Raw genomic sequence first — 19,170 nt, 5'->3', positions numbered from 1 at the left:
CCTCGTGGACGCCTCGGTCGTCAGGTCGTGGCGGGCGGGGCGAGCCGGCCCAGTACGTCCAGGGCCAGCCGGCGGGCCAGCGGCACCTTGTAGGCGTTGTCCCGCAGCGGTTCCGCCGCGGCCAGCTCCAGGTCGAGCGCGTGCTCGAACGCCGCCGTCGTGGGGGCCGCGCCCAGCAGCGCGTCCTCGGCCCGCCGGGCCCGCCAGGGCCGGTGCGCCAGCGCCCCGAAGGCGATCCCGGCCCGCTCCACCACCCCGTCCGCGAGGTGCAGCACGACGGCGACGGAGGCCAGCGCGAAGGCGTACGACGCCCGGTCGCGTGCCTTGCGGTACGCCGAGGGCAGCCCGGCCGTGCCCGCGGGCAGGACCACGCCGGTGATCAGCTCGCCGGGGTGGATCTCGGTGTCCCGCTCCGGATGCAGCCCGGGGAGCCGGTGGAAGTCGGCGGCGGGCACGCTCCGGGTCCCCTCGGGGCCGTGCAGCTCGACGCGCGCGTCGAGGGCGGCCAGCGCCACCGCCATGTCCGAGGGGTGGGTGGCGATGCACTGGTCGGAGTGGCCGAGGACCGCGTGGTCCCGGTGCACGCCCTCCAGCGCGCCGCAGCCGGTGCCGGGCTCCCGCTTGTTGCAGGGCTTGGACACGTCCTGGAAGTAGGGGCAGCGGGTGCGCTGCAGCAGGTTGCCGCCGGTGGTGGCGGCGTTGCGCAACTGCCCCGAGGCGCCGGCCAGCAGCGCCTGGGACAGCGCGGGGTAGCGGTCGCGGACGGCGGGGTGGGCCGCGAGGTCGCTGTTGCGGACCGTCGCCCCCGCCCGCAGTCCGCCGTCGGGCAGCTCCTCCACGGTGTCCAGCGGCAGCCGGGTGACGTCGACGAGCGCGGCGGGGGTCTCCACCCCGAGCTTCATCAGGTCGACGAGGTTGGTACCGCCGCCGAGGTAGCGGGCGCCGGGGTGGGCCGCGAAGGCCTCGGTGGCCTCCTCGACGCTGCCCGCGCGGACGTAGCCGAAGGGCTTCACGGGATCACGTCCTCGACGGCGTCGGCGATGCGCGGATAGGCACCGCAGCGGCACAGGTTGCCGCTCAGCCGCTCCCGGATCTCCTCCCGGCCCAGCGCGACGGGTTCTCCGGAGGGTGCCGCCGGGTCGGTGACGTGCGAGGGGTGCCCGGCCGCGGCCTCGGCGAGCGCGCCGACCGCGGAGCAGATCTGGCCCGGGGTGCAGTAGCCGCACTGGAAGGCGTCGCGGTCCAGGAAGGCGCGCTGGAGCGGATGCAGCTCCTCGCCGTCCCCGGCGAGACCCTCGACGGTGGTGATCTCACAGCCGTCCAGGGCGACCGCGAACAGCAGGCAGCTGTTGACGCGCCGCCCGTCGACCAGGACGGTGCAGGCGCCGCACTGGCCGTGGTCGCAGCCCTTCTTGGCGCCCGCGAGTTCGAGGTCCTCCCGCAGGAGGTCCAGCAGGACGCGGCGGTGATCGACGGTGAGGGTGTGCGGTTTGCCGTTGACCCGGAGCGTGGTCTGGGAACGGGAGGACTCCGGTGGGCGGGAAGCGGGGGCGCTGTCGTGCTGGCTGTCCATGGCGTCGGTGACCTTCCGGGACGGGCCGGTGCTCCTGTGGCGTCCGCGTATCCACCTCCCGCCGGATGACACGTGAGGGTGCCCTCACCCCGGCGGCGGCCCGTCGTGCGCGCCCCGTCGTGCGCGCCCCCATAGTGCGCGCTCCCGTCGTGCAGGCCAGTCGTCAGTCGTCGGTCGCCGGGCTCCCGGGACGCTCCGCGGGGTCGCGGTCGGCGGCGTCCGGGCGGGGCGTGCGGGCGGAACCCCGGAACCGCTCCAGCGTCCGGGTCAGACCCCGCAGCGGAGACGCCGACGGAGTCTGGGACGGTGGTGGTCCGGCCGGTGCCGCCGCGGCGGACTCCCGGTACACGGCGAGGGCCTCGGCCGCGCGTTCCGCCGCCTCCCGGTACAGGTCACGGGACTGGGTCATGGCCTCCAGCGCCTCGGCGTACATCTTCACCAGCTTGCGCTCGCGCTCCAGCTCCTCCTCCAGCGTCAGCAGCCGCCAGTCCTCCCGCAGCGAGGCGAGGGCCGCCACCGCGTCGTCGGGCAGCGGCCTGGGCAGCGCGGCGAAGGACGTCACCGCAGCGATCAGCGCGGTGGGCTCGGAGCCGTCCAGGAACACGGTGCGCACGGAGAAGTCACCGGCGGCGTAGTCGGCCGGGGCCGGTGTGCCGGGCAGCACCACGGCGCCGCCGCGCGGCACCTGGACCCCGAAGTCCTCCAGGGCCCAGTTCACCACCCGCAACTGCTGCGGCGCGGCGCGGTGCTCGACCACCCGGTGCCGCAGACCGGGCGGCAGCCGCTGCGCCAGCGGCACCCGGCCGCGGTGGTCCGGGGTCATCGCCTCGTGCACCACCACGTGGATGTTCCACGGGCTGCGCCCCGCCTCCTTGAGCAGCCGGCGCACGGCCTTGTCGTCGTCGGGCAGGGTGTTGATGCCCCGCAGGCGCAGCCCCGTGGCGGCGTCCCGGTCCCAGGTGACGTCCGGGTCGTCCGGCCAGAACATCGTGGCGGGGGAGGGCCAGGCGAGGTCCCAGGCCTCCTCGGCCTCCGCGAGCAGCGTCCACTCCTGCCCGCCCGCCGACGCGGGCTCCAGGATCAGCCTGGCCCGCACGGTGACGGCCCCGGGGGCCTTCCAGCGCGCCTCGAGAATGCGGGGGCCGGGGGTCCCGGCGGCCGAGGGCTCGGCCGCCGGCTCGTCGGGCGGTTCCAGGAAGTCGTCGACGACGTGGTCGTCCTTGAGCCGCCGCAGCCGGTGCCGGACGGTGTCCTCGGCCGCGGAGCCGACATGGCGGCCGCGAGCGGCCCACAGCGTGGGCGGATACGTGGGGCGGGCGGTGGATGAGGTCGGCATGGGTCCATCGGGCAGCAGGGGCACGGACGTAGCAAGTATCGTCGCCGCAGGTCAACCGAGAGCACCGGGGGGTCCGCCGACCGGGCGGGCCGGGGCGGGCGCGCGGTGCGGCCGGCCGGGTCGCGGATGCGTCGTGAGTGAGGGTGGGCAGCAGCAACCCGACCGACCGTACGGCAGGAAAAGGAGCGACCTGATGAACCTCGACCTCGGCGGACGCACCGCACTGGTGACGGGCTCCTCGCAGGGCATCGGCGCGGCGATCGCCGCCGGACTGGCGCGGGCCGGTGCCACCGTGGGCGTCAACGGGCGCGACGCCAAACGCCTGGAGGAGAGCGTCGACAAGCTGCGGGCCGAGGTCCCGGACGGCACGTTCGTGCCGGTCGCGGCCGACCTCGGTACCGAGGAGGGCGCCGAGCGCGCCCTTAAGACGCTGCCCGACGTGGACATCCTCGTGAACAACCTCGGCGTCTTCGGCGCCGCACCCGCGCTGGAGATCAGCGACGCCGAGTGGCGCCGCTACTTCGAGATCAACGTCCTCGCGGGCGTCAGGCTGACGCGCGCCCATCTCCCCCGGATGAGGGACCGCGGCTGGGGCCGCGTGCTGTACATCGCGAGTGACTCGGCCGTCGTGATCCCGGCCGAGATGATCCACTACGGCGTCTCCAAGACCGCCCTGCTCGGCGTCGGCCGGGGCTTCGCCAAGGAGGCCGCGGGCAGCGGCGTCACGGTGAACTGCGTCATCGCGGGACCCACCCGCACCGAGGGCGTCGAGGACTTCGTGTACCAACTGGTCGACCGCGACCTGCCCTGGGACGAGGCCCAGCGCGTCTTCATGCGCGAGCACCGCCCGCAGTCCCTGCTCCAGCGGCTGATCGAGCCGGAGGAGATCGCCAACCTGGTGGTGTACCTCAGCTCCCCGCTCGCCTCCGCCACCACCGGCGCGGCCGTCCGGGTCGACGGCGGATACGTCGACTCGATCCTGCCGTAGCGTCCCTGGCGTCCCTGGGGTCCCCCGGAACGGGGCCGAACAGCGCAGTATGCCCGCCCGCGGGCACGTTCCTCTGGAAAATGCCAAAGCGCTCACCGGATGCGTGCACTTTCCGTAGTGTCGTCGTCACGTTCGCGGTACAGCCGTGCAGGGGAGGGGATCCGGCGTGCCCGGAATCGACGAGAGTCTGCTGGAAGCCATGCGACTGCCCGGCGCGCGCGGAGCGTCCCTGGTCGACTGGATCAGCGGGCTCGCTCTCGGCGCCGTCGGCGAGGCGCCGGGCGGCGACTGGGAGGCGACGGCCGCGGAGACGGCGGAGCTGGGCCGGCACGTCGCGGAGAGCGGCTCCCTGGCGGCGGGCGGTACGTCGGCCGGTACGGGGGGCGGCACCGTGGAGCCCGGCAAGGAACCCCCGGTGGAGGACCTGATCGCCACCACCGGCGACTCCTACCACCTGCTCAGGTTCGTCAGCACCCCGTTCGACAGCACCGTCTTCCTCCACCTGTGGCTGGACCGCAACGACGGGAACCTCGCCCTGGCCCGCATCCGGCTGGCCGAGATGGCGGACCGGCTGGTGCTCGGATGACCCGGGTGACGACCACCTGGGCCACGCACGAGACGACGTCGGAGGCGCTCGGGGCCCTCGCGGCCGAAGGAGCGACCGGGGCGCTGTCGGGCGAGCGGGGCATCGTCTACCTCTCGGCGGGCCGCGTCGTGCACGTGGAGTCCGCCTTCACCCCCGACCTCGGCGCGCTGCTCACCCGCAGTGGCGCGGTCCCGCCGGACGGCTGGTGGGACGCGGTCGACCGGGGCGGCGTCCAGCACCGGGTCGGTCACCGGCTGGTGGACAGCGGCCGGCTCACCGCGGGCGCGCTGGAGGTCTGCCACCTGGGCGCGCTGTTCGACGCAGCGTACTTCGTGCTGGCCCACGACACGCGCGCACAGCGTTTCCGGCCCGGCGCGGTGCACTGGCTCGGCGTGGTCCGCTCCGTCCCGGTGGACGTCGTCGTCCGCGAGTCCGGGCGCCGGCGCGCCCTGCTGGACCGGATCTGGCCCGACCCCGCCGTCGACACCCTCCCCCTGACCCGGGCGCCGGGCACGGACACCGCCGAGCTGCCCGTGCGGCGCGGCCGCACCCTGGCCCAGGTGGACGGCGTCCGCACCGCCGCTCAGATCGCGTCGGCGCTGGCCTGCCGCACGTACCACACCCTGGTCGAACTGCGCCGCCTCGCCGCCGACGGACTCGTCCGTGCCGCGCCGCCCGCCGCGCCGCCTCTCGTCCCCGGCCCGGAACCTCGGGCGTCCGGGTGGGACGACCCCGACACGGCCCTGCTGCGACGGCTTCGAGACGCCTTGGAGGCCCTGTGATCCGCGCGCGCCGCCGGCGCGACGAAAGGAGACTGCTGATGGCCGTCGAGAGCGACGTCCTGGACGAACTGCACCGACTGCGCAACCGCGTGCCCCAGCTGACCGGTTCGCTCGCGGCCACCGTGGACGGGCTCGTCCTGGCCCACGACGCGCCGGGCACCGAACCCGAGGGCCTCGCCGCGCTCACCGCGGCCGCCCTCGGCGTCGCGCACCGCATGGCCGAGGCCACCGCGCGCGGCGGCTTCCGCGAGCTGCTGCTGCGCGGGGCCGACGGCTACGTCGCCACGTACGCCGCCGGTCCGGCCGCCGTACTCACGCTGCTCGCCGACGGCCGGGTCAACGTGGGCCGCCTCCACCTGGAGGGCCGGCGCAGCGGCGCCCGGATCGGGGAGCTGGTCGCCGCGGGGACCGGGGCGGAACGCGGTCGCGCCCCCGCCGCCGGACACGGTGCGACGCTCCCCGCCCAGCCGCCCCGGCCCATCGGCACCCTGCCGGTGCGCACCCCGCAACGGCCCGCCCACCAGCCCACCCCCCAGGCCGGCGGCACCCACCGGCCGACCTGACACCCATCGATCGCGTACGGATCACGTCCGGAAAGGAAACCACCATGGCCAACCTGGAGACCTCGCTCAAGGAATGCCTCGGCTCCATCGACGGAGCGACCGCCGCCGCGCTGGTCGACTACACCAGCGGGATGGCCCTCGGCACCCTGGGCGGCGGCAAGGACTTCAACCTCGAGGTCGCCGCCGCGGGCAACACCGATGTCGTGCGGTCCAAACTGCGCACGATGGAGCACCTCGGCCTGAAGGAGGAGATCGAGGACATCCTGATCACCCTGAGCAGCCAGTACCACATGATCCGCCTGCTCAAGGGGCGCGGCGGCAACGGTCTGTTCCTCTACCTGGTGCTGGACGCGAACCGCGCCAACCTGGCCATGGCCCGCCACCAACTGCGCCGCATCGAGGGCGAACTGGAGGTCTGATCCCGGCCGCCCGTTCGCCCGCCGCGGGACCGGCGGACACCCGACCGGCGCCGGCGCCCCCGCGAGGAGGTCACCGGCGCCGGACGTGGTGGCTCAGGCCCCGCTCTCGCGGAGCATGTCCTCGCGCTCGACGTACTTCACGCGCTCGCGTCCCTGCGGCTCGCCCTGCGCCTTCTCCGCGGCGTCGAGCCGGTACCAGCCGTCCCAGGTGGTGAAGCGGACGTTCCGCTCGGCGAGGAACGCGTCCACCGCCTCGGGAGCGGGTGCGGAGGGCGTCTGGAGACGCCCGTTCGCGTAGTCGTCCAGGAGACTGGACACCGTCTCGTTCGCGTCACCCTTGGTGTGCCCGATCAGACCGATCGGGCCGCGCCGGATCCAGCCGGTGACGTACGTCGACTGCAGGTGCTCGCCGGACTCCTGGACGACCCGGCCGCCCGCGTCCGGGACCGTGCCCGAGTCGAGGTCCCAGGGCAGCTTGGGCAGCTGGTCGGAGAGGTAGCCGACGGCCCGGTAGACCGCCTGGACGTCCCAGTCCTTGAACTCGCCGGTGCCCTTGACGTTGCCCGTGCCGTCCAGCTCCGTGCGCTCGGTGCGCAGGCCGGTCACCCTGCCGTCCTCGCCGAGGATCTCCGAGGGCGACTCGAAGAAGTGCAGGAAGAGCTTGTGCGGCCGGTCGCCGACGTCGCGGATCGCCCAGTTCTCCAGGGTCTTGGCGACCATGTCGGCCTGCTTGTTGCCGCGCCGGGTCGCGATCGAGCCCTCGTCGTAGTCGATGTCCTCGGGGTCGACGATCACCTCGATGTTGGGGGAGTGGTCCAGCTCCCGCAGCTCCATGGGGCTGAACTTCGCCTGCGCCGGGCCGCGGCGGCCGAAGACGTGGACCTCCAGCGCCTTGTTGGCCTTGAGGCCCTCGTAGACGTTCGGCGGGATCTCGGTCGGCAGCAGCTCGTCGGCCGTCTTGGCCAGGACGCGCGCGATGTCCAGGGCGACGTTGCCGACACCGAGGACGGCGACCTTCTCCGCCTCCAGCGGCCAGGTGCGCGGGAAGTCGGGGTGGCCGTCGTACCAGGCGACGAAGTCGGCCGCGCCGTACGAGCCGTCGAGGTCGATGCCGGGGACGGACATGGCCCGGTCCGCCGTCGCGCCAGTGGCGAAGATCACACCGTCGTAGAAGGCGCGCAGATCGTCCAGGCTGACGTCGGTCGGGTAGTTCACGTTGCCGAAGAGGCGGATCTGCGGCTTGTCGAGCACCTGGTGGAGGGCCGTGATGATGCCCTTGATCCGCGGGTGGTCGGGCGCGACGCCGTAACGGATGAGTCCGAACGGGGCGGGCATGCGCTCGAAGATGTCGATGGAAACACCGGGGTCGGCGGCCACTTCGGACTTGAGCAGGGCGTCGGCGGCGTAGATCCCGGCCGGGCCGGATCCGACGATGGCTACCCGCAGAGGGCGGGGCATGTTCAGGTTCCCTTCGAGCGGTGACAGATCGACTCTCCGGGAAGCCTAAGCTGAGGCAAGCCTAAGTCGGTACGCGGGTCCGGTCTATGAGGTCATAAGGACATCTTATGGGATCTCATGGCTTGGATTTGGTCTTGGGTTTGGGCTCGGGTGTGCGCCGGGTGTGTTCAAGGCCGGGCGCGGGTTTGAAGGCCCGGTCACGGGTGACGCAGGCGTGGGGACGAGTGGCGTCCCGTGCCGCCTCGCGAGGGGAGCCCGCGTGCAGCGTCCGGACGACAGCCTGGACCCCAACCGGTGGCGGGCCCTGTGGGTGACCCTGGTCGCCGGATTCATGACCCTGCTGGACGTGACGATCGTCTCCGTCGCCCTGCCCTCCATGCAGCAGGGGCTGCACACCTCGCCCGCGTCCGTGCAGTGGGTCGTCTCCGGATACGCGCTCGCGTTCGCCCTGACCCTGGTCACCGCGGGCCGGATCGGCGACGCGTTCGGCAGACGCCGCGTCTTCCTCGCCGCCCTGGCCGCCTTCGTGCTCTGCAGCGCCGCGGCGGGGGCCGCGCCCGGCATCGAACTGCTGGTCGCCGCCCGGCTCGCCCAGGGAGTCGCCGCGGGCAGCATCGCGCCGCAGAACTCGGCACTGATCCAGCAGCTGTTCCGGGGCGCGGAACGCGGGCGCGCGTTCGGGCGGTTCGGCGCGACGGTGGGGGTCTCCAGCGCGGTGGGGCCCGTCGTCGGCGGTCTGATCCTGGCGCTGGCGGGCCCGGAGGGCTGGCGGTGGATCTTCTACGTGAACGTGCCGGTCGGCCTGCTCGCCCTGCTCCTCGGCTTCCGCCTGCTGCCCCGGGTGGCGCCCGGCGGCCGGGGACACCTCGACCCCGTGGGCGTGGCGCTCCTCGGCGCGGGCATCCTGGCGCTGATGCTGCCGCTGGTCCTCGCCGAGGGCGGCGGCCTGACCAAGGTGTGGTGGCTGTTCCCGGCGGGGGCGCTGGTCCTGCTCGCCTTCGCGCGGTGGGAACGGCGGATCGCCCGGCGGGGCGGTCAGCCGCTCCTGGAACCCGGGCTGCTCACCCAGACCCGCGGCTACGCCACCGGCGCGGGCCTGGCCGCCCTGTACTTCGTCGGGTTCAGCGGGGTGTGGCTCGTCTTCGCGCTCTTCTTCCAGAACGGGCTGGGTTACTCACCGCTCATGTCGGGCCTGGCGGTGACCCCGTTCGCCGTCGGGTCGGCCGTCGCCGCCGCCGTCGCGGGCCGGCTGGTGGACCGGCTGGGCCGGCTGCTGACCGTGTGGGGACTGGTCGCCGTCATGGCCGGGCTGGGCACGACCGCGCTGCTGCTCTGGCTCGCGCCCTCCGGCTCGGCCGTCTGGCTCGCCGCCCCGGCCCTGCTGCTCGGCGGACTCGGCAGCGGCTGCGTGATCTCCCCGAACATCACCATGACGCTGCGCGACGTACCGGTGCGGATGGCGGGCGCGGCCGGGGGCGCCCTCCAGACGGGCCAGCGGCTGGGCGGCGCCGTGGGCACCGCCGCGCTGCCGGGGCTGTTCTACCTGACGCTCAACGCCACCCACGACGACTACCACGAGGCCGTGGCCCTGTCGGTGGGCACCGGTGTGGCCGCCATGCTGTGCGCGCTGACCGTCGCGGTCCGCGACTGGCAACGGGACCGCCCCGGCGGCGACCGGCGCTGCCCGCCGGAGGCCTCCCACAGCCACACCCACGCCGGCCAGAACTGACCGCCGCGCCAAACTCCTCCGCACGGAGCCGCACGGAGCCGCACGGCGGCGCTCAGCGGCGTTTGCCGAACCTGCGCAGCATCTCCTGGGCCTGCGCGCGGCGGCGCGGGTCCGAGGCGGCCCGGCGCACCTGCTCGGCCGCCCGCCGGCCCTGCGGGCTGCGCGCGAACCGCTTGATCCGGTCCAGTACTCCGGCCATGACGTTCCTCCGGGTCGACGGCGTGATGTTCTGCCGTGCTCGTACCCAGGACCCCGCCCGACACCCCTGCCGGACGGATGCCCGGCAGGGGCGAAGGCCGGGGCGCGGGTCAGCCGATGTGGTAGGCGTCCCCGTACACGTGCCAGTCCAGCGGCGGCTCGAGGTCCAGGTTGCCCTCGTTCAGGAAGACGCGCTGCGCCGTGTCGACCCGGCTGGTGTCGCTGTGCGCCTCCTCCTGCCGCATGGCCCACACCCGCTCGTCGAGGAAGGCGTGCAGGTAGGCGACCTCGTCGCCGCCCTGGGCCGGCGGGCGGGCCCGGCCGAGGGCGCGCTCGCGGATGCTGCCGAAGCCGAGGCCGCCGCCGTCGCCGTGCATCACCATCGCGTCGTAGTACGCGAACTGCCCCAGGGTCCGCAGCCCGTCCTCCTTGCCGCGCCGTACGGCCGGGTCGAAGTACACGCGGTCCCGCTCGTCGTCCTGGGCCCGGCGGAACTCCGGGTCCTCGTCGGCGGCCCGGCGCCAGTCGTCCGGGAAGCCGGGATCGAGGCCCTCGTGCGAGTCGGAGCCGTCCACCCGGCGCAGCGCCGGCAGATACGGCGCGAGGACGTTCCCGGGGCTGCGCTCGCCGTACAGCTGCACCAGGTCGAGCATGTCGCCGGTGCCGGAGCAGAAGCCGATGATGCCCGCGGTGTAGCCGCGGCCGTCACCGATGTCCTCGATGTACCGGTACTGGGCCTTCCAGTCGAGCGAGGAGTTCTCGGCGCTCGACACCAGTTGCATGGCGATCTCCTTCTTCGCCGGGTCGTCGAGTCCCGTCGCGCGCGCGGACGCCGCCGCGGCGCGCGAGGGGGTGAGCAGGGGGACTGTCGCCAGGGACGCGCATGCCATGGCGAGCACGGTACGGCGCGAGGGGCCTGCGGGGCGCGCCGGGTCGCGGAAGGGGTGCCTCACGGAATCTCCAGGTGTGGGGGAGTGGGGGATGGGAGTGCCGGGCACTGATAGGAAAGTTTCCTACCAGAAGACGGGCGTGCCGGGCACCCGTCGTGCACGAAGCTGGTACGGAGCGGGGGTGACCGAGGTGACCGGAGCCGTGTCCGTCAGGGCACCGGCTGCTCCGCCCAGATGACCTTGCCGGCCGGCGTGTAGCGGGTGCCCCAGCGTTCGGCGAGCTGCGCGACCAGGAACAGCCCGCGCCCGCCCTCGTCCGTCATCGCCGCGTAGCGCAGGTGCGGGGACGTGCTGCTGCTGTCGAACACCTCGCAGATCAGGCTGCGGTCGCGCACCACCCGGACGTGGACGGTCTCGCCGCCGTACCGGATCGCGTTGGTGACCAGCTCGCTCAGGATCAGCTCGGTGGTGAACGCCAGCTCGTCCAGTCCCCACTCGTCCAGTCGCCGGGTCACCTGGGAACGGACCTCCGCGACCGCCGCCGGATCGTTCGGGACGTCCCACTCGGCCACCTGGTCCGGGCCCAGCACCCGGGTCCGGGCCACCAGCAGGGCGATGTCGTCGCCCGGCCGGTCCGGGAGCCGGGCGTCCAGGACGGTCCGGCAGGTCTCCTCGGGTGTCTCGCCGGCCGTCTCCAGTGCTCGGCGCAGCTGCTCCAGGCCGACGTCGATGTCGTGCACGCGGTCCTCGACCAGCCCGTCGGTGTAGAGCACCAGCCGGCTGCCCTCCGCCAGCCGCAGTTCCGTCGTCTCGAACGGGAGGCCGCCCAGGCCCAGCGGGGGTCCGGCGGGCACCTCCGGGAACTCCACGGTGCCGTCCGGCCGGATCAGGGCCGGCGGCGGATGACCCGCCCGGGCGATCACGCAGGAACCGGCGACCGGGTCGTAGATCGCGTAGAGACAGGTCGCACCGGTCACCGGGGCGGTGCTGTCGTCGGCCGCCTCGTCCTGGTCGATCCGGCCGACCAGTTCGTCCAGCAGCCCGAGCAGCTCGTCGGGCGGCAGGTCCAGGGCGGTGAAGTTGTGCACCGCCGTCCGCAGTCGGCCCATGGTGGCCGCGGCGTGCAGCCCGTGCCCGACGACGTCGCCGACCACGAGCGCGACCCGGGCCCCGGACAGCGGCAGCACGTCGAACCAGTCGCCGCCCACCCCCGCCTGCGCGGGCAGGTAGCGGTAGGCCACGTCCAGGGCGTTCTGCTCGGGCAGCCTGCGCGGCAGCAGACTGCGCTGGAGGGTCACCGCCATGCCGTGCTCACGGGTGTAGCGGCGGGCGTTGTCGATGGAGACCGCGGCCCGCGCGACCAGTTCCTCGCCGAGCGCCAGCTCGTCCTCGTCGAACGGCTCGGGCTTGACCGAACGCCAGAAACTTACCACCCCGAGCACCAGGGTCCCCGCCCGCAGCGGGACGGTGATCAGCGAGTGGACCCCGTACTCCACCACCTGCGCGGAGCGCTCGAAGTCCTGCGCCTGCCAGCCCGGGGCCTCGTCGAGCCGGGGCTCCAGGACGGCCCGTCCGGTCCGCAGCGTGCGGCCCTGCGGGGACGAGTCCACGTAGCGGATCTGCCGGCCCACCGGATAGAGCGGGACCTCCTCGGTGATGCCGCTGAGCGCGGTGCGGCGCAGCGGCGTCACGCCGCCCGGCTGGCCGCCCGCCAGCACGGTGTCGAACAGGTCGACGGTGGCGTAGTCCGCGAACCGCGGCACGGCCAGCTCGCCCAGCTCCTCGGCGGTGCGGGTGACGTCCAGGCTGGTGCCGATGCCCACACCGGCCGCGTAGAGGATGTCCAGACGTTCCCTGGCGGTCTCGGCCCGGCCGGACAGGGCCCGCAGCTCGGTGGAGTCGCGCAGCGTCGCGACGCTGCCGGCCGGACCGCCCCGTACGTCGGTGGGGCGCTGGTTGATGGCCAGCAGCCGGTTCTTGACCAGGTGCACCTCGTCGGTGGCGGCCTGGCCCGAGGCCAGCAGCTCCGCCAGGTCGGACGGCAGCCCGAGCGCGCCGACGTGCCGGCCCTCGGCGTCGGGGGGCAGGGCGAGCAGCCGCCGCGCCTCGTCGTTGGCGAGCAGCAGCCGGCCCTCGTCGCCGACGATGAGCACGCCCTCGCGGACGCTGTGCAGGACGGCGTCGTGGTGTTCGTACATCCGGGTCATCTCGTGCGGCCCCAGGCCGTGCGTCTGCCGCAGCAGCCGACGGCTCACCAGGGCCGTGCCCCCCGTCGCCAGGGCCAGCCCGACGGCCGCCGCGCTCAGCACCAGGGGCAGCTGGCGGTCGGCCACCCCGCCCACGTTCTCGGTCGTGATGCCCGCCGAGACCAGACCCACGACCCTGCCGTCGGGGTCCTCGACCGGCGCGATGGCCTGCACCAGCGGGCCGATCGTCCCCTCGATCTCCTCGGTCACCGTCCGCCCCGCCAGCGCGGGGGCGATGTTCCCGACGAACTTCTTGCCGATGCGGTCCGGCTTGGGATGGGTGTAGCGGATCCCCTCGTCGTTGGTGACCACCACGAAGTCCACGTCCGTCGCCTTGCGCACCGCCTCGGCGCGGGGCTGGAGCACCGCCGTGGGGTCGGGGTCGCGCAGCGCCCGGAGGATGCCGGGGGAGTTGGCGAAGGTCTCGGCCACCGAGACGGAGCGGTTGCGGGCCTCCACGCCGCTGTCGTGCCGCACCTGGAGCACCAGCGCGACGGCCGCGGCCACCACCAGCAGCAGCACGATGACCACGTTCATCACGAAGACCTGGCCGGCCACACTGCGTCCGGACAGCGCCGAGCGCAGTGCCGAGGCAGGCCGCCTCGCATCCCCTCCCCGCCGTGACCGGTCCGCGTCCTGCCGGTGTCGGGCGTGCGGGCCGCCGGGACGACGGGGTGACCGTTCTCCCGATCGACCCATCAGTCGGACCATGTGCCCATGTCTACACTGCCGGGCCCGGAGAGGCGAGGGGCACTCCCCGTGACGCGGGAGCCCGCCGGACGGCAACCAGGGGCGTGCGGGGCGGCGGATTCCGGGTCGCGTGCGGCCGTCCTCACGGGGTGCTCCCGGGGCGGGCGCGGCGGGTGGCGAGCAGCAGGGCGATGTCGTCGGGACGGTCCGCGGTGTGGCGGGCGGACACGACGATCCGGTCCGCGACGCCTGCGAGCGAACGGCTCCCCGGCCGCGCGGCGGGCGTACCGGCCCTGGCCAGCGCGAGGCGCAGTGCGGTGATCCCCTCGTCGATGTCGGTGCCGGGCCGCTCCACGAGGCCGTCCGTGTACAGGGCGAGGACGGCGCCGGGCTCGACGGCGAACTCGGTCAGCGGATAGGGCGCGCCCGGGTCCACCCCGAGCACCACCCCGCCCGGCAGGTCGAGCGTCTCGGTGCGTCCGTCCGGGTGGCGCAGCAGCGGCGGCGGGTGCCCGGCGCGGGCCGCGCAGGCCCGTCCGGTGGCCGGGTCGAGCCGGATGTAGCAGCAGCTGGCGAACAGGCCCGGGTCCAGATCGGCCAGCAGGTGGTCGACGCCGCTCATCACCTCGTCGGGCGGCCGGCCGCCGAGGGCGAAGGCGCGCACGGCGCTGCGCAGTTGCCCCATGGTCGCCGCGGCCTGCACGCCGTGGCCCTGCACGTCCCCGATGACCAGGGCAATGCCGTCGCCCGAGGCGACCACGTCGTACCAGTCCCCGCCCACGTCCAGGCCCTGGGTGCCGGGCAGATAGCGGCCCGCCGTCTCCAGCAGCGGATGTGCGGGCAGCCGCCGGGGCAGCAGCACCTCCTGCAGTCCGCGGGCGAGCGCGGTCTCGGACTCGTAGCGCCGGGCCTTCTCCATGGCGTGCGCGATGAGCCCGGCGAGGGCGGTGAGCACCGCGCGCTCCTCGGTGCTGAAGCCCCGGGAACGTTCGAAGCCGAGGATGCAGGAGCCGACCGGGCGACCGGAGGCGATCAGCGGCAGGAAGGCGCGGGCGCCCTCCGTGGCGTCCAGCGGGATGCCCGGGTACGCGGAGGCCAGCGCCCGCATCGAGTCGAAGAACAGCGGGCGGCCGCTGGTCAGCGTCTCGACCCCGGGCAGCCGGGCGTCCAGCGGCACCCCTTCGAAGGGCGCGAGGAAACCGGGCGGGAACCCCGTCTCCCACGCCAGGTGCAGATGGCGGTCCTGGAGCAGGTAGATGGCGAGCCGGCGGCCGCCGAACGCCGAGAGCAGTTCCCGTACGACCACCTCGGACACCTGGCGGGCGGTGACCGCCTCGGTCAGGGCCACGGCCAGCACGATGGGGCGGTACTCCGGTGCCGTCGTGGTGACCGGCGGGGCCGGATCGCCGGCCTCGGGTCCTGGGGCGTCCTCGGGCCCGCCGTGCCCGGGCGTGAGACCGGCGGACGCGTCGGCCACCCGGTTCGCCGGGCGGAGTGTGACGGTGAGGAAGTCCGGCCCCGGATACACGCTGACGGCGAGCCAGTCGCCCTCGTAGGGCCGGGGTGCCGCGCGGCGGCTCGCGTCGGGCGGCCGCCGGACGTGGAAGCGGACCGGCTCCGGGGAGAGCAGGGCACCGCGAAGGTGGTCCTCGTAGGCGGCCTGGTCCAGCCAGGGGACGGCCTCCCACAGGCCGCGGCCGAGGAGCCTCGCCCGTGGCCCGCCCAGCAGCCGGACGGCGCGGGGGTTGGCGTAGACGAGGGTGCCCAGACGGTCCACGCAGAAGACGCCCTCCGGCAGCAGGTCGGCCGCGGCGTCGGCCACGGTGCCGGCGAAGGGATCGCGCACGGCGCCGCGCACCGGCCCGCCGACGGGCGGTGCGGGCCGCGGCCGCCACAGCTCCACCAGGCGCAGCGAACCCTGCGCCGTGCGCACGTACAGGGGCAGCCGGGGCGGCCGGCCCGCGGCCGTCTCCCGCAGCGCCGCGGCGATCCGGTGGCCGTCGTCCGGGGCCAGTACCCCCGTGAGGGTTCCCAGGGCCGCCGGGGCCGCGGCCGCACTCGCCGGGAGGCCGAGCAGGGCGCACAGGGGCTCGTCGAGGGTGACGGCGCCGGTGTCCGGGTCCCATCCGAAACTTCCGGCGTGATCCGGGCGTCGTCCCGAGGCGGGCGGCCGCACGCACAGCGGCTCGCCCTCCCAGGCGACCGGCGGCGCGTCAGGGTCGGCGTCCAGCCGCTCCAGGGCCGCGCCCAGGTCCTGGGCCAGTCCGGCCACCCGGTCCGCGCCCTCCAGCACGTCGGCGGCGTCCGGTACGGGCGGGCGCAGCACGGTCAGCACGCCGTAGGTCCGGCTCGCCCCGGCGACGGGCACGTACAGGGACCCGAACGGGAAGGGGAGACCGGCGGCGAACTGCGGGTAGCGGCGCATCGTCTCCGCGGCGTTGGGCAGCACCACGCGCACGCCCAGCCGGTAGGCGTCGGCGACCGGGAAGGGACTGTCGGTGTGCAGGCGCGACCAGGGACGGAAGAGCGGCCCGGGCAGTCCGGCGAGGACGGCCAGCCGCAGCAGGCCGGGCGTGGAGGAGCGCAGGTACACACCGCCCACCCGGCCGCCGGCCGCGCCGATCGCCCGGGTGGACGCGTCGATCAGCAGCGCGGTCAGCCGTCCCGGTCTCCGGGCGGTCTTCTCGGTTTTCTCGGCGCCCGTACTCATCGGCCCCACCTCGTCCGTGCGCCGCCGCGCGGGCGACACAGCAAGAATGCGCCCCGGCCCGGCGTCGCGCACGCGGTGGGGCCGCACGGGTGAGCGTGACCCGGCGGTGACGGGGCGTTGACCTCGCGGACCGGAGTCCGTAATCTCCTCCGCGACATTCGGAAATCGCACCGAAACTTTCGACCTCCCCGGGTGAAGTTCGGCGGCTTCCGCCCTTCCGAACGGCCTCCGCACACCGATTCAAGGAACGGGATGACATGAGCATGATCGTCAGACGCCTGTCGAGAGCGGCCACCGCCGGTCTCGTGGCCGCCGCCGCGCTGACGGCCGCGGCCCACTCCGCCGAAGCCGCCGACACGCTCGGATCCGCGGCCGCCGGACAGGGCCGCTACTTCGGCACCGCCGTCGCGGCGGGCCACCTCGGCGAGAGCGACTACGCCGCCACGCTGGACCGGGAGTTCAGCTCGGTGACGCCCGAGAACGAGATGAAGTGGGACGCCACCGAGCCCAGCCGCGGCGGCTTCACCTTCACCTCCGCCGACCGGATCGTCGACCACGCGCAGAGCCAGGGCATGGACGTGCGCGGCCACACCCTGGTCTGGCACTCCCAACTGCCCTCCTGGGTGGGCTCGCTGGGCGCCTCCGACCTGCGCACCGCGATGAACGCCCACATCAACGGCCTGATGGGCCACTACAAGGGGGAGATCCACAGCTGGGACGTCGTCAACGAGGCGTTCCAGGACGGCGGCAGCGGTGCCCGGCGCAGCTCGCCCTTCCAGGACAAGCTGGGCGACGGCTTCATCGAGGAGGCGTTCCGCACCGCCCGCGCCGCCGACCCGGCCGCCAAGCTCTGCTACAACGACTACAACACCGACGGCGTCAACGCGAAGAGCAACGCCGTCTACAACATGGTCAAGGACTTCAAGTCCCGCGGCGTGCCCATCGACTGCGTCGGCTTCCAGTCGCACTTCAACAGCAACTCGCCGGTCCCGTCCGACTACCGGCAGAACCTCCAGCGCTTCGCCGACCTCGGCGTGGATGTGCAGATCACCGAGCTGGACATCGAGGGCTCCGGCTCCGCCCAGGCCGCCGACTACACCGAGGTGGTCGAGGCCTGCCTCGCGGTGAGCCGCTGCACCGGCATGACCGTGTGGGGCGTCACCGACAAGTACTCGTGGCGCAGCGGCGGCACCCCGCTGCTGTTCGACGGCGACTACAACGAGAAGCCGGCCTACGACGCCGTCCTGTCCGCCCTCGGCGGCTCGGGCGACCCCGGAGACCCGGGCGACCCGGGGGACCCCGGCGACGGCGCGAGCTGCACGGCCACGTACACCAGGACCGCGGACTGGAGCAGCGGCTACAACGGCCAGGTCACCATCACCGCGGGCGCCGAGCCGATCAGCTCCTGGACCGCGACGGTCACGCTGCCCGCCCAGCAGTCCGTCTCCTCGCTCTGGAACGGCACGCCCACCTGGAGCGGCAACGTGATGACGGTGCGGCCGAGCTGGAACGGCACCCTGGCGGCCGGCGCGTCGACCAGTTTCGGGTTCACCGCGGCGAAGAACGGCAGCGACGCCGCGCCCACGGTCGGCACCTGCACCGCTTCCTGACCCGGGGGTCCGTCCGACCTCGCGCCCGGCCTTCCGCCGGACACGGGCGCGGTCGGCCGGATCCGTGCAGAAAACGGCGCGTCCGGCGGAAGTTGGGGCAAAGGGATCGTGGGTGGCGTCCCGGTGCGTATCGTGAGAGCCGGGGCCCCCGCTCCCGCCACTCGGCCCCGGACCGGACGGTGAGGCTCGGTATGACTCCGGCGCACGGACCCGACACCGCGGACGCCTCCGTCGTGTCCGCGGTGGTGGAGTTCAGGGGCGGATCGGCGATGATCCCCGCCTCCAGGGACGTCGTGCACGGCTTCGTCGCGCGACTCTCCGAGCGGGGCCTGGACCTGACGGACGCCTTCCTGGACGCCGCCCGTCTGGTCGCTAGCGAGCTGGTGACGAACGCGCTGCGGCACGCGCCGGGCCCCTGCCGGCTGGAGCTGACCCTGGTGGACGAGCGGGTGGAGATCGCGGTGTCGGACACGGCGGAGGCCTTCCCCACCTTCCTGCCCCGCGACCCCGTGCGGGTGGGCCGGCACGGGCTGGAGATAGTGACGCGGCTGTGCGGCGAGGTCATCACCAGGCCGCACGCGACCGGGAAGACGGTGTACGCGCGCCTGCCGCTGGCCTGACCCGCACCTCAGGCGGTCAGGGCCTGTTCCACACTCGGGTAGCAGGGGATGAGCGCGTCGACGCCCACCAGCCGCAGCACGCGTTCGACGGCGTCGCGCGGTGCGGCCAGCCGGTCCACCACCGTGCCCGGCGCGGACCGCACCGACGACAGCAGGACGTCGCGCAGCCGGCTGCTGCCGTCGAGGTCGACCTCGCCGGCGAGGATCACGAGGCCGACCCCGTCGCCCGTGGTGGTGCGGGTGATCAGCAGCCGCTCCGGCACCGCCGCTCCCTCGATCTCCGCCACACTGCCCTCACTTCTCGCGTGCGCCGCATGTGCCCGGCCGTCGTCGGGTGGCTTGATGTCAAGGCCCTTCGCGGCCCGCGTGGCCCACTCGTGCGGACCGGAACGCATCGGCCGGACCCGGCCCCGCCGGTCTCGGCGCGCGCGACGCCGTTCCTCTGACTACGGTCGGAGGTGTGGTGGCACACACATTCGAGGAGCTCGTGCACAAGCGCCGCGCCGCGGACCTGGCACAGCACCGGGTCGAGGAGCTGCGCGACTCGTACGGGCCTCCCACACAGCAGCAGTGGACCCCGAGACAGTCGGACACGTACGAGACCGCCGTACGGGCCTGGCGCGACCTGGACCGGGACGCGCGGACCGCGATGGCGGAGTACGTCAAGGAGGGAGGCCGGTCCCGGCACAAGATCGAGGCGCAGCTCCGCAAGGCCGTCCAGGACGACGACCGCACCACCTGACCGGCCGGGCCCGGCCCTTCCGGTCACCGT

Annotated in this window: 18 protein-coding genes; 9 read left to right on the top strand and 9 right to left on the bottom strand. The window is 74.1% G+C overall.

Features of this window, described 5'->3' with window-relative positions; genetic code table 11:
* Nucleotides 1-20: 20 nt before the first annotated feature.
* The 3 genes from ACH4D3_RS28070 to ACH4D3_RS28060 all read right to left on the bottom strand — a co-directional run bounded on the left by ACH4D3_RS28070 (nt 21) and on the right by ACH4D3_RS28060 (nt 2,909).
* The gene (locus ACH4D3_RS28070; protein WP_398327390.1) at nt 21-1,013 is read right to left on the bottom strand and encodes an FAD binding domain-containing protein; all 993 of its coding nucleotides are present in this window, start codon (nt 1,011-1,013) and stop codon (nt 21-23) included.
* Nucleotides 1,010-1,573, bottom strand: coding sequence for a 2Fe-2S iron-sulfur cluster-binding protein (locus ACH4D3_RS28065; protein WP_398327387.1), 564 nt, complete (start codon nt 1,571-1,573; stop codon nt 1,010-1,012). Before ACH4D3_RS28065 ends, ACH4D3_RS28070 begins: the two co-directional genes overlap by 4 nt.
* A 163-nt stretch (nt 1,574-1,736) precedes the next feature.
* Complete coding sequence (locus ACH4D3_RS28060) at nt 1,737-2,909, bottom strand: hypothetical protein (protein WP_398327384.1); 1,173 nt, start codon at nt 2,907-2,909, stop codon at nt 1,737-1,739.
* 193 nt (nt 2,910-3,102) lie between these two features.
* Here ACH4D3_RS28060 and ACH4D3_RS28055 point away from each other — a divergent pair, with 193 nt between their 5' ends.
* The 5 genes from ACH4D3_RS28055 (at nt 3,103) to ACH4D3_RS28035 (ending at nt 6,247) form a co-directional block, all read left to right on the top strand.
* On the top strand, nt 3,103-3,897 hold the full coding sequence (locus ACH4D3_RS28055; RefSeq protein ID WP_398327381.1) for an SDR family NAD(P)-dependent oxidoreductase: 795 nt from the start codon (nt 3,103-3,105) through the stop codon (nt 3,895-3,897).
* A 166-nt stretch (nt 3,898-4,063) separates the two neighbouring features.
* The gene (locus tag ACH4D3_RS28050; RefSeq protein ID WP_398327378.1) at nt 4,064-4,483 is read left to right on the top strand and encodes a hypothetical protein; all 420 of its coding nucleotides are present in this window, start codon (nt 4,064-4,066) and stop codon (nt 4,481-4,483) included.
* Nucleotides 4,480-5,265, top strand: a complete 786-nt coding sequence (locus ACH4D3_RS28045; protein WP_398327376.1) for a hypothetical protein — start codon at nt 4,480-4,482, stop codon at nt 5,263-5,265. The genes ACH4D3_RS28050 and ACH4D3_RS28045 overlap by 4 nt, the downstream gene beginning before the upstream one ends.
* Nucleotides 5,266-5,303: 38 nt before the next feature.
* On the top strand, nt 5,304-5,828 hold the full coding sequence (locus tag ACH4D3_RS28040; RefSeq protein ID WP_398327373.1) for a roadblock/LC7 domain-containing protein: 525 nt from the start codon (nt 5,304-5,306) through the stop codon (nt 5,826-5,828).
* Nucleotides 5,829-5,872: 44 nt separating this feature from the next.
* A complete protein-coding gene (locus ACH4D3_RS28035; RefSeq protein WP_398327370.1) occupies nt 5,873-6,247 on the top strand; it encodes a hypothetical protein in 375 nt (124 codons plus the stop codon).
* Between the two features lie 93 nt (nt 6,248-6,340).
* Here ACH4D3_RS28035 and ACH4D3_RS28030 read toward each other — a convergent pair whose 3' ends face one another.
* Nucleotides 6,341-7,705: an FAD-dependent oxidoreductase gene (locus tag ACH4D3_RS28030; RefSeq protein WP_398327367.1), complete on the bottom strand. Its 1,365-nt coding sequence runs from the start codon at nt 7,703-7,705 to the stop codon at nt 6,341-6,343.
* Between the two features lie 259 nt (nt 7,706-7,964).
* Between ACH4D3_RS28030 and ACH4D3_RS28025 the strand changes: the two genes are divergently transcribed.
* Nucleotides 7,965-9,434, top strand: coding sequence for an MFS transporter (locus ACH4D3_RS28025; protein ID WP_398327364.1), 1,470 nt, complete (start codon nt 7,965-7,967; stop codon nt 9,432-9,434).
* Nucleotides 9,435-9,486: 52 nt separating this feature from the next.
* Here the strand turns inward: ACH4D3_RS28025 and ACH4D3_RS28020 are convergent, their stop codons facing one another.
* From ACH4D3_RS28020 to ACH4D3_RS28005, 4 genes are all read right to left on the bottom strand, one after another.
* A complete protein-coding gene (locus tag ACH4D3_RS28020) occupies nt 9,487-9,633 on the bottom strand; it encodes a hypothetical protein (protein ID WP_167469388.1) in 147 nt (48 codons plus the stop codon).
* A gap of 109 nt (nt 9,634-9,742) precedes the next feature.
* Nucleotides 9,743-10,585 carry a chitosanase CsnA gene (gene csnA, locus ACH4D3_RS28015; protein ID WP_398327361.1) on the bottom strand — a complete coding sequence of 281 codons (843 nt, stop codon included), beginning with the start codon at nt 10,583-10,585 and terminating at the stop codon, nt 9,743-9,745.
* A 146-nt stretch (nt 10,586-10,731) separates the two neighbouring features.
* Entirely contained in the window at nt 10,732-13,479 is a 2,748-nt protein-coding gene (locus ACH4D3_RS28010) for a SpoIIE family protein phosphatase (RefSeq protein ID WP_398327358.1), read from the bottom strand.
* Nucleotides 13,480-13,600: 121 nt separating this feature from the next.
* Nucleotides 13,601-16,168 (bottom strand): SpoIIE family protein phosphatase, encoded by a 2,568-nt coding sequence (locus ACH4D3_RS28005; protein ID WP_398327355.1) that lies wholly within the window; start codon nt 16,166-16,168, stop codon nt 13,601-13,603.
* A gap of 257 nt (nt 16,169-16,425) precedes the next feature.
* On the opposite strand from ACH4D3_RS28005, the gene ACH4D3_RS28000 reads away from it, so the two are divergent.
* Both ACH4D3_RS28000 and ACH4D3_RS27995 read left to right on the top strand, forming a co-directional pair.
* Nucleotides 16,426-17,778 (top strand): endo-1,4-beta-xylanase, encoded by a 1,353-nt coding sequence (locus ACH4D3_RS28000; RefSeq protein WP_398327352.1) that lies wholly within the window; start codon nt 16,426-16,428, stop codon nt 17,776-17,778.
* Between the two features lie 191 nt (nt 17,779-17,969).
* Nucleotides 17,970-18,398, top strand: a complete 429-nt coding sequence (locus ACH4D3_RS27995) for an ATP-binding protein (RefSeq protein WP_398327349.1) — start codon at nt 17,970-17,972, stop codon at nt 18,396-18,398.
* 8 nt (nt 18,399-18,406) lie between these two features.
* Here the strand turns inward: ACH4D3_RS27995 and ACH4D3_RS27990 are convergent, their stop codons facing one another.
* Entirely contained in the window at nt 18,407-18,685 is a 279-nt protein-coding gene (locus ACH4D3_RS27990; protein WP_398327346.1) for an anti-sigma factor antagonist, read from the bottom strand.
* A 176-nt stretch (nt 18,686-18,861) separates the two neighbouring features.
* Between ACH4D3_RS27990 and ACH4D3_RS27985 the strand changes: the two genes are divergently transcribed.
* A complete protein-coding gene (locus ACH4D3_RS27985; RefSeq protein ID WP_398327836.1) occupies nt 18,862-19,140 on the top strand; it encodes a hypothetical protein in 279 nt (92 codons plus the stop codon).
* The last annotated feature ends 30 nt before the right edge of the window (nt 19,141-19,170 follow it).

This window comes from Streptomyces sp. NPDC018026 (assembly GCF_044327745.1).
GTDB lineage: Bacteria > Actinomycetota > Actinomycetes > Streptomycetales > Streptomycetaceae > Streptomyces > Streptomyces rubrogriseus.
The sequence above is the reverse complement of the archived record's forward strand: the minus strand, read 5'-3'. Positions and strand labels throughout refer to the sequence as shown.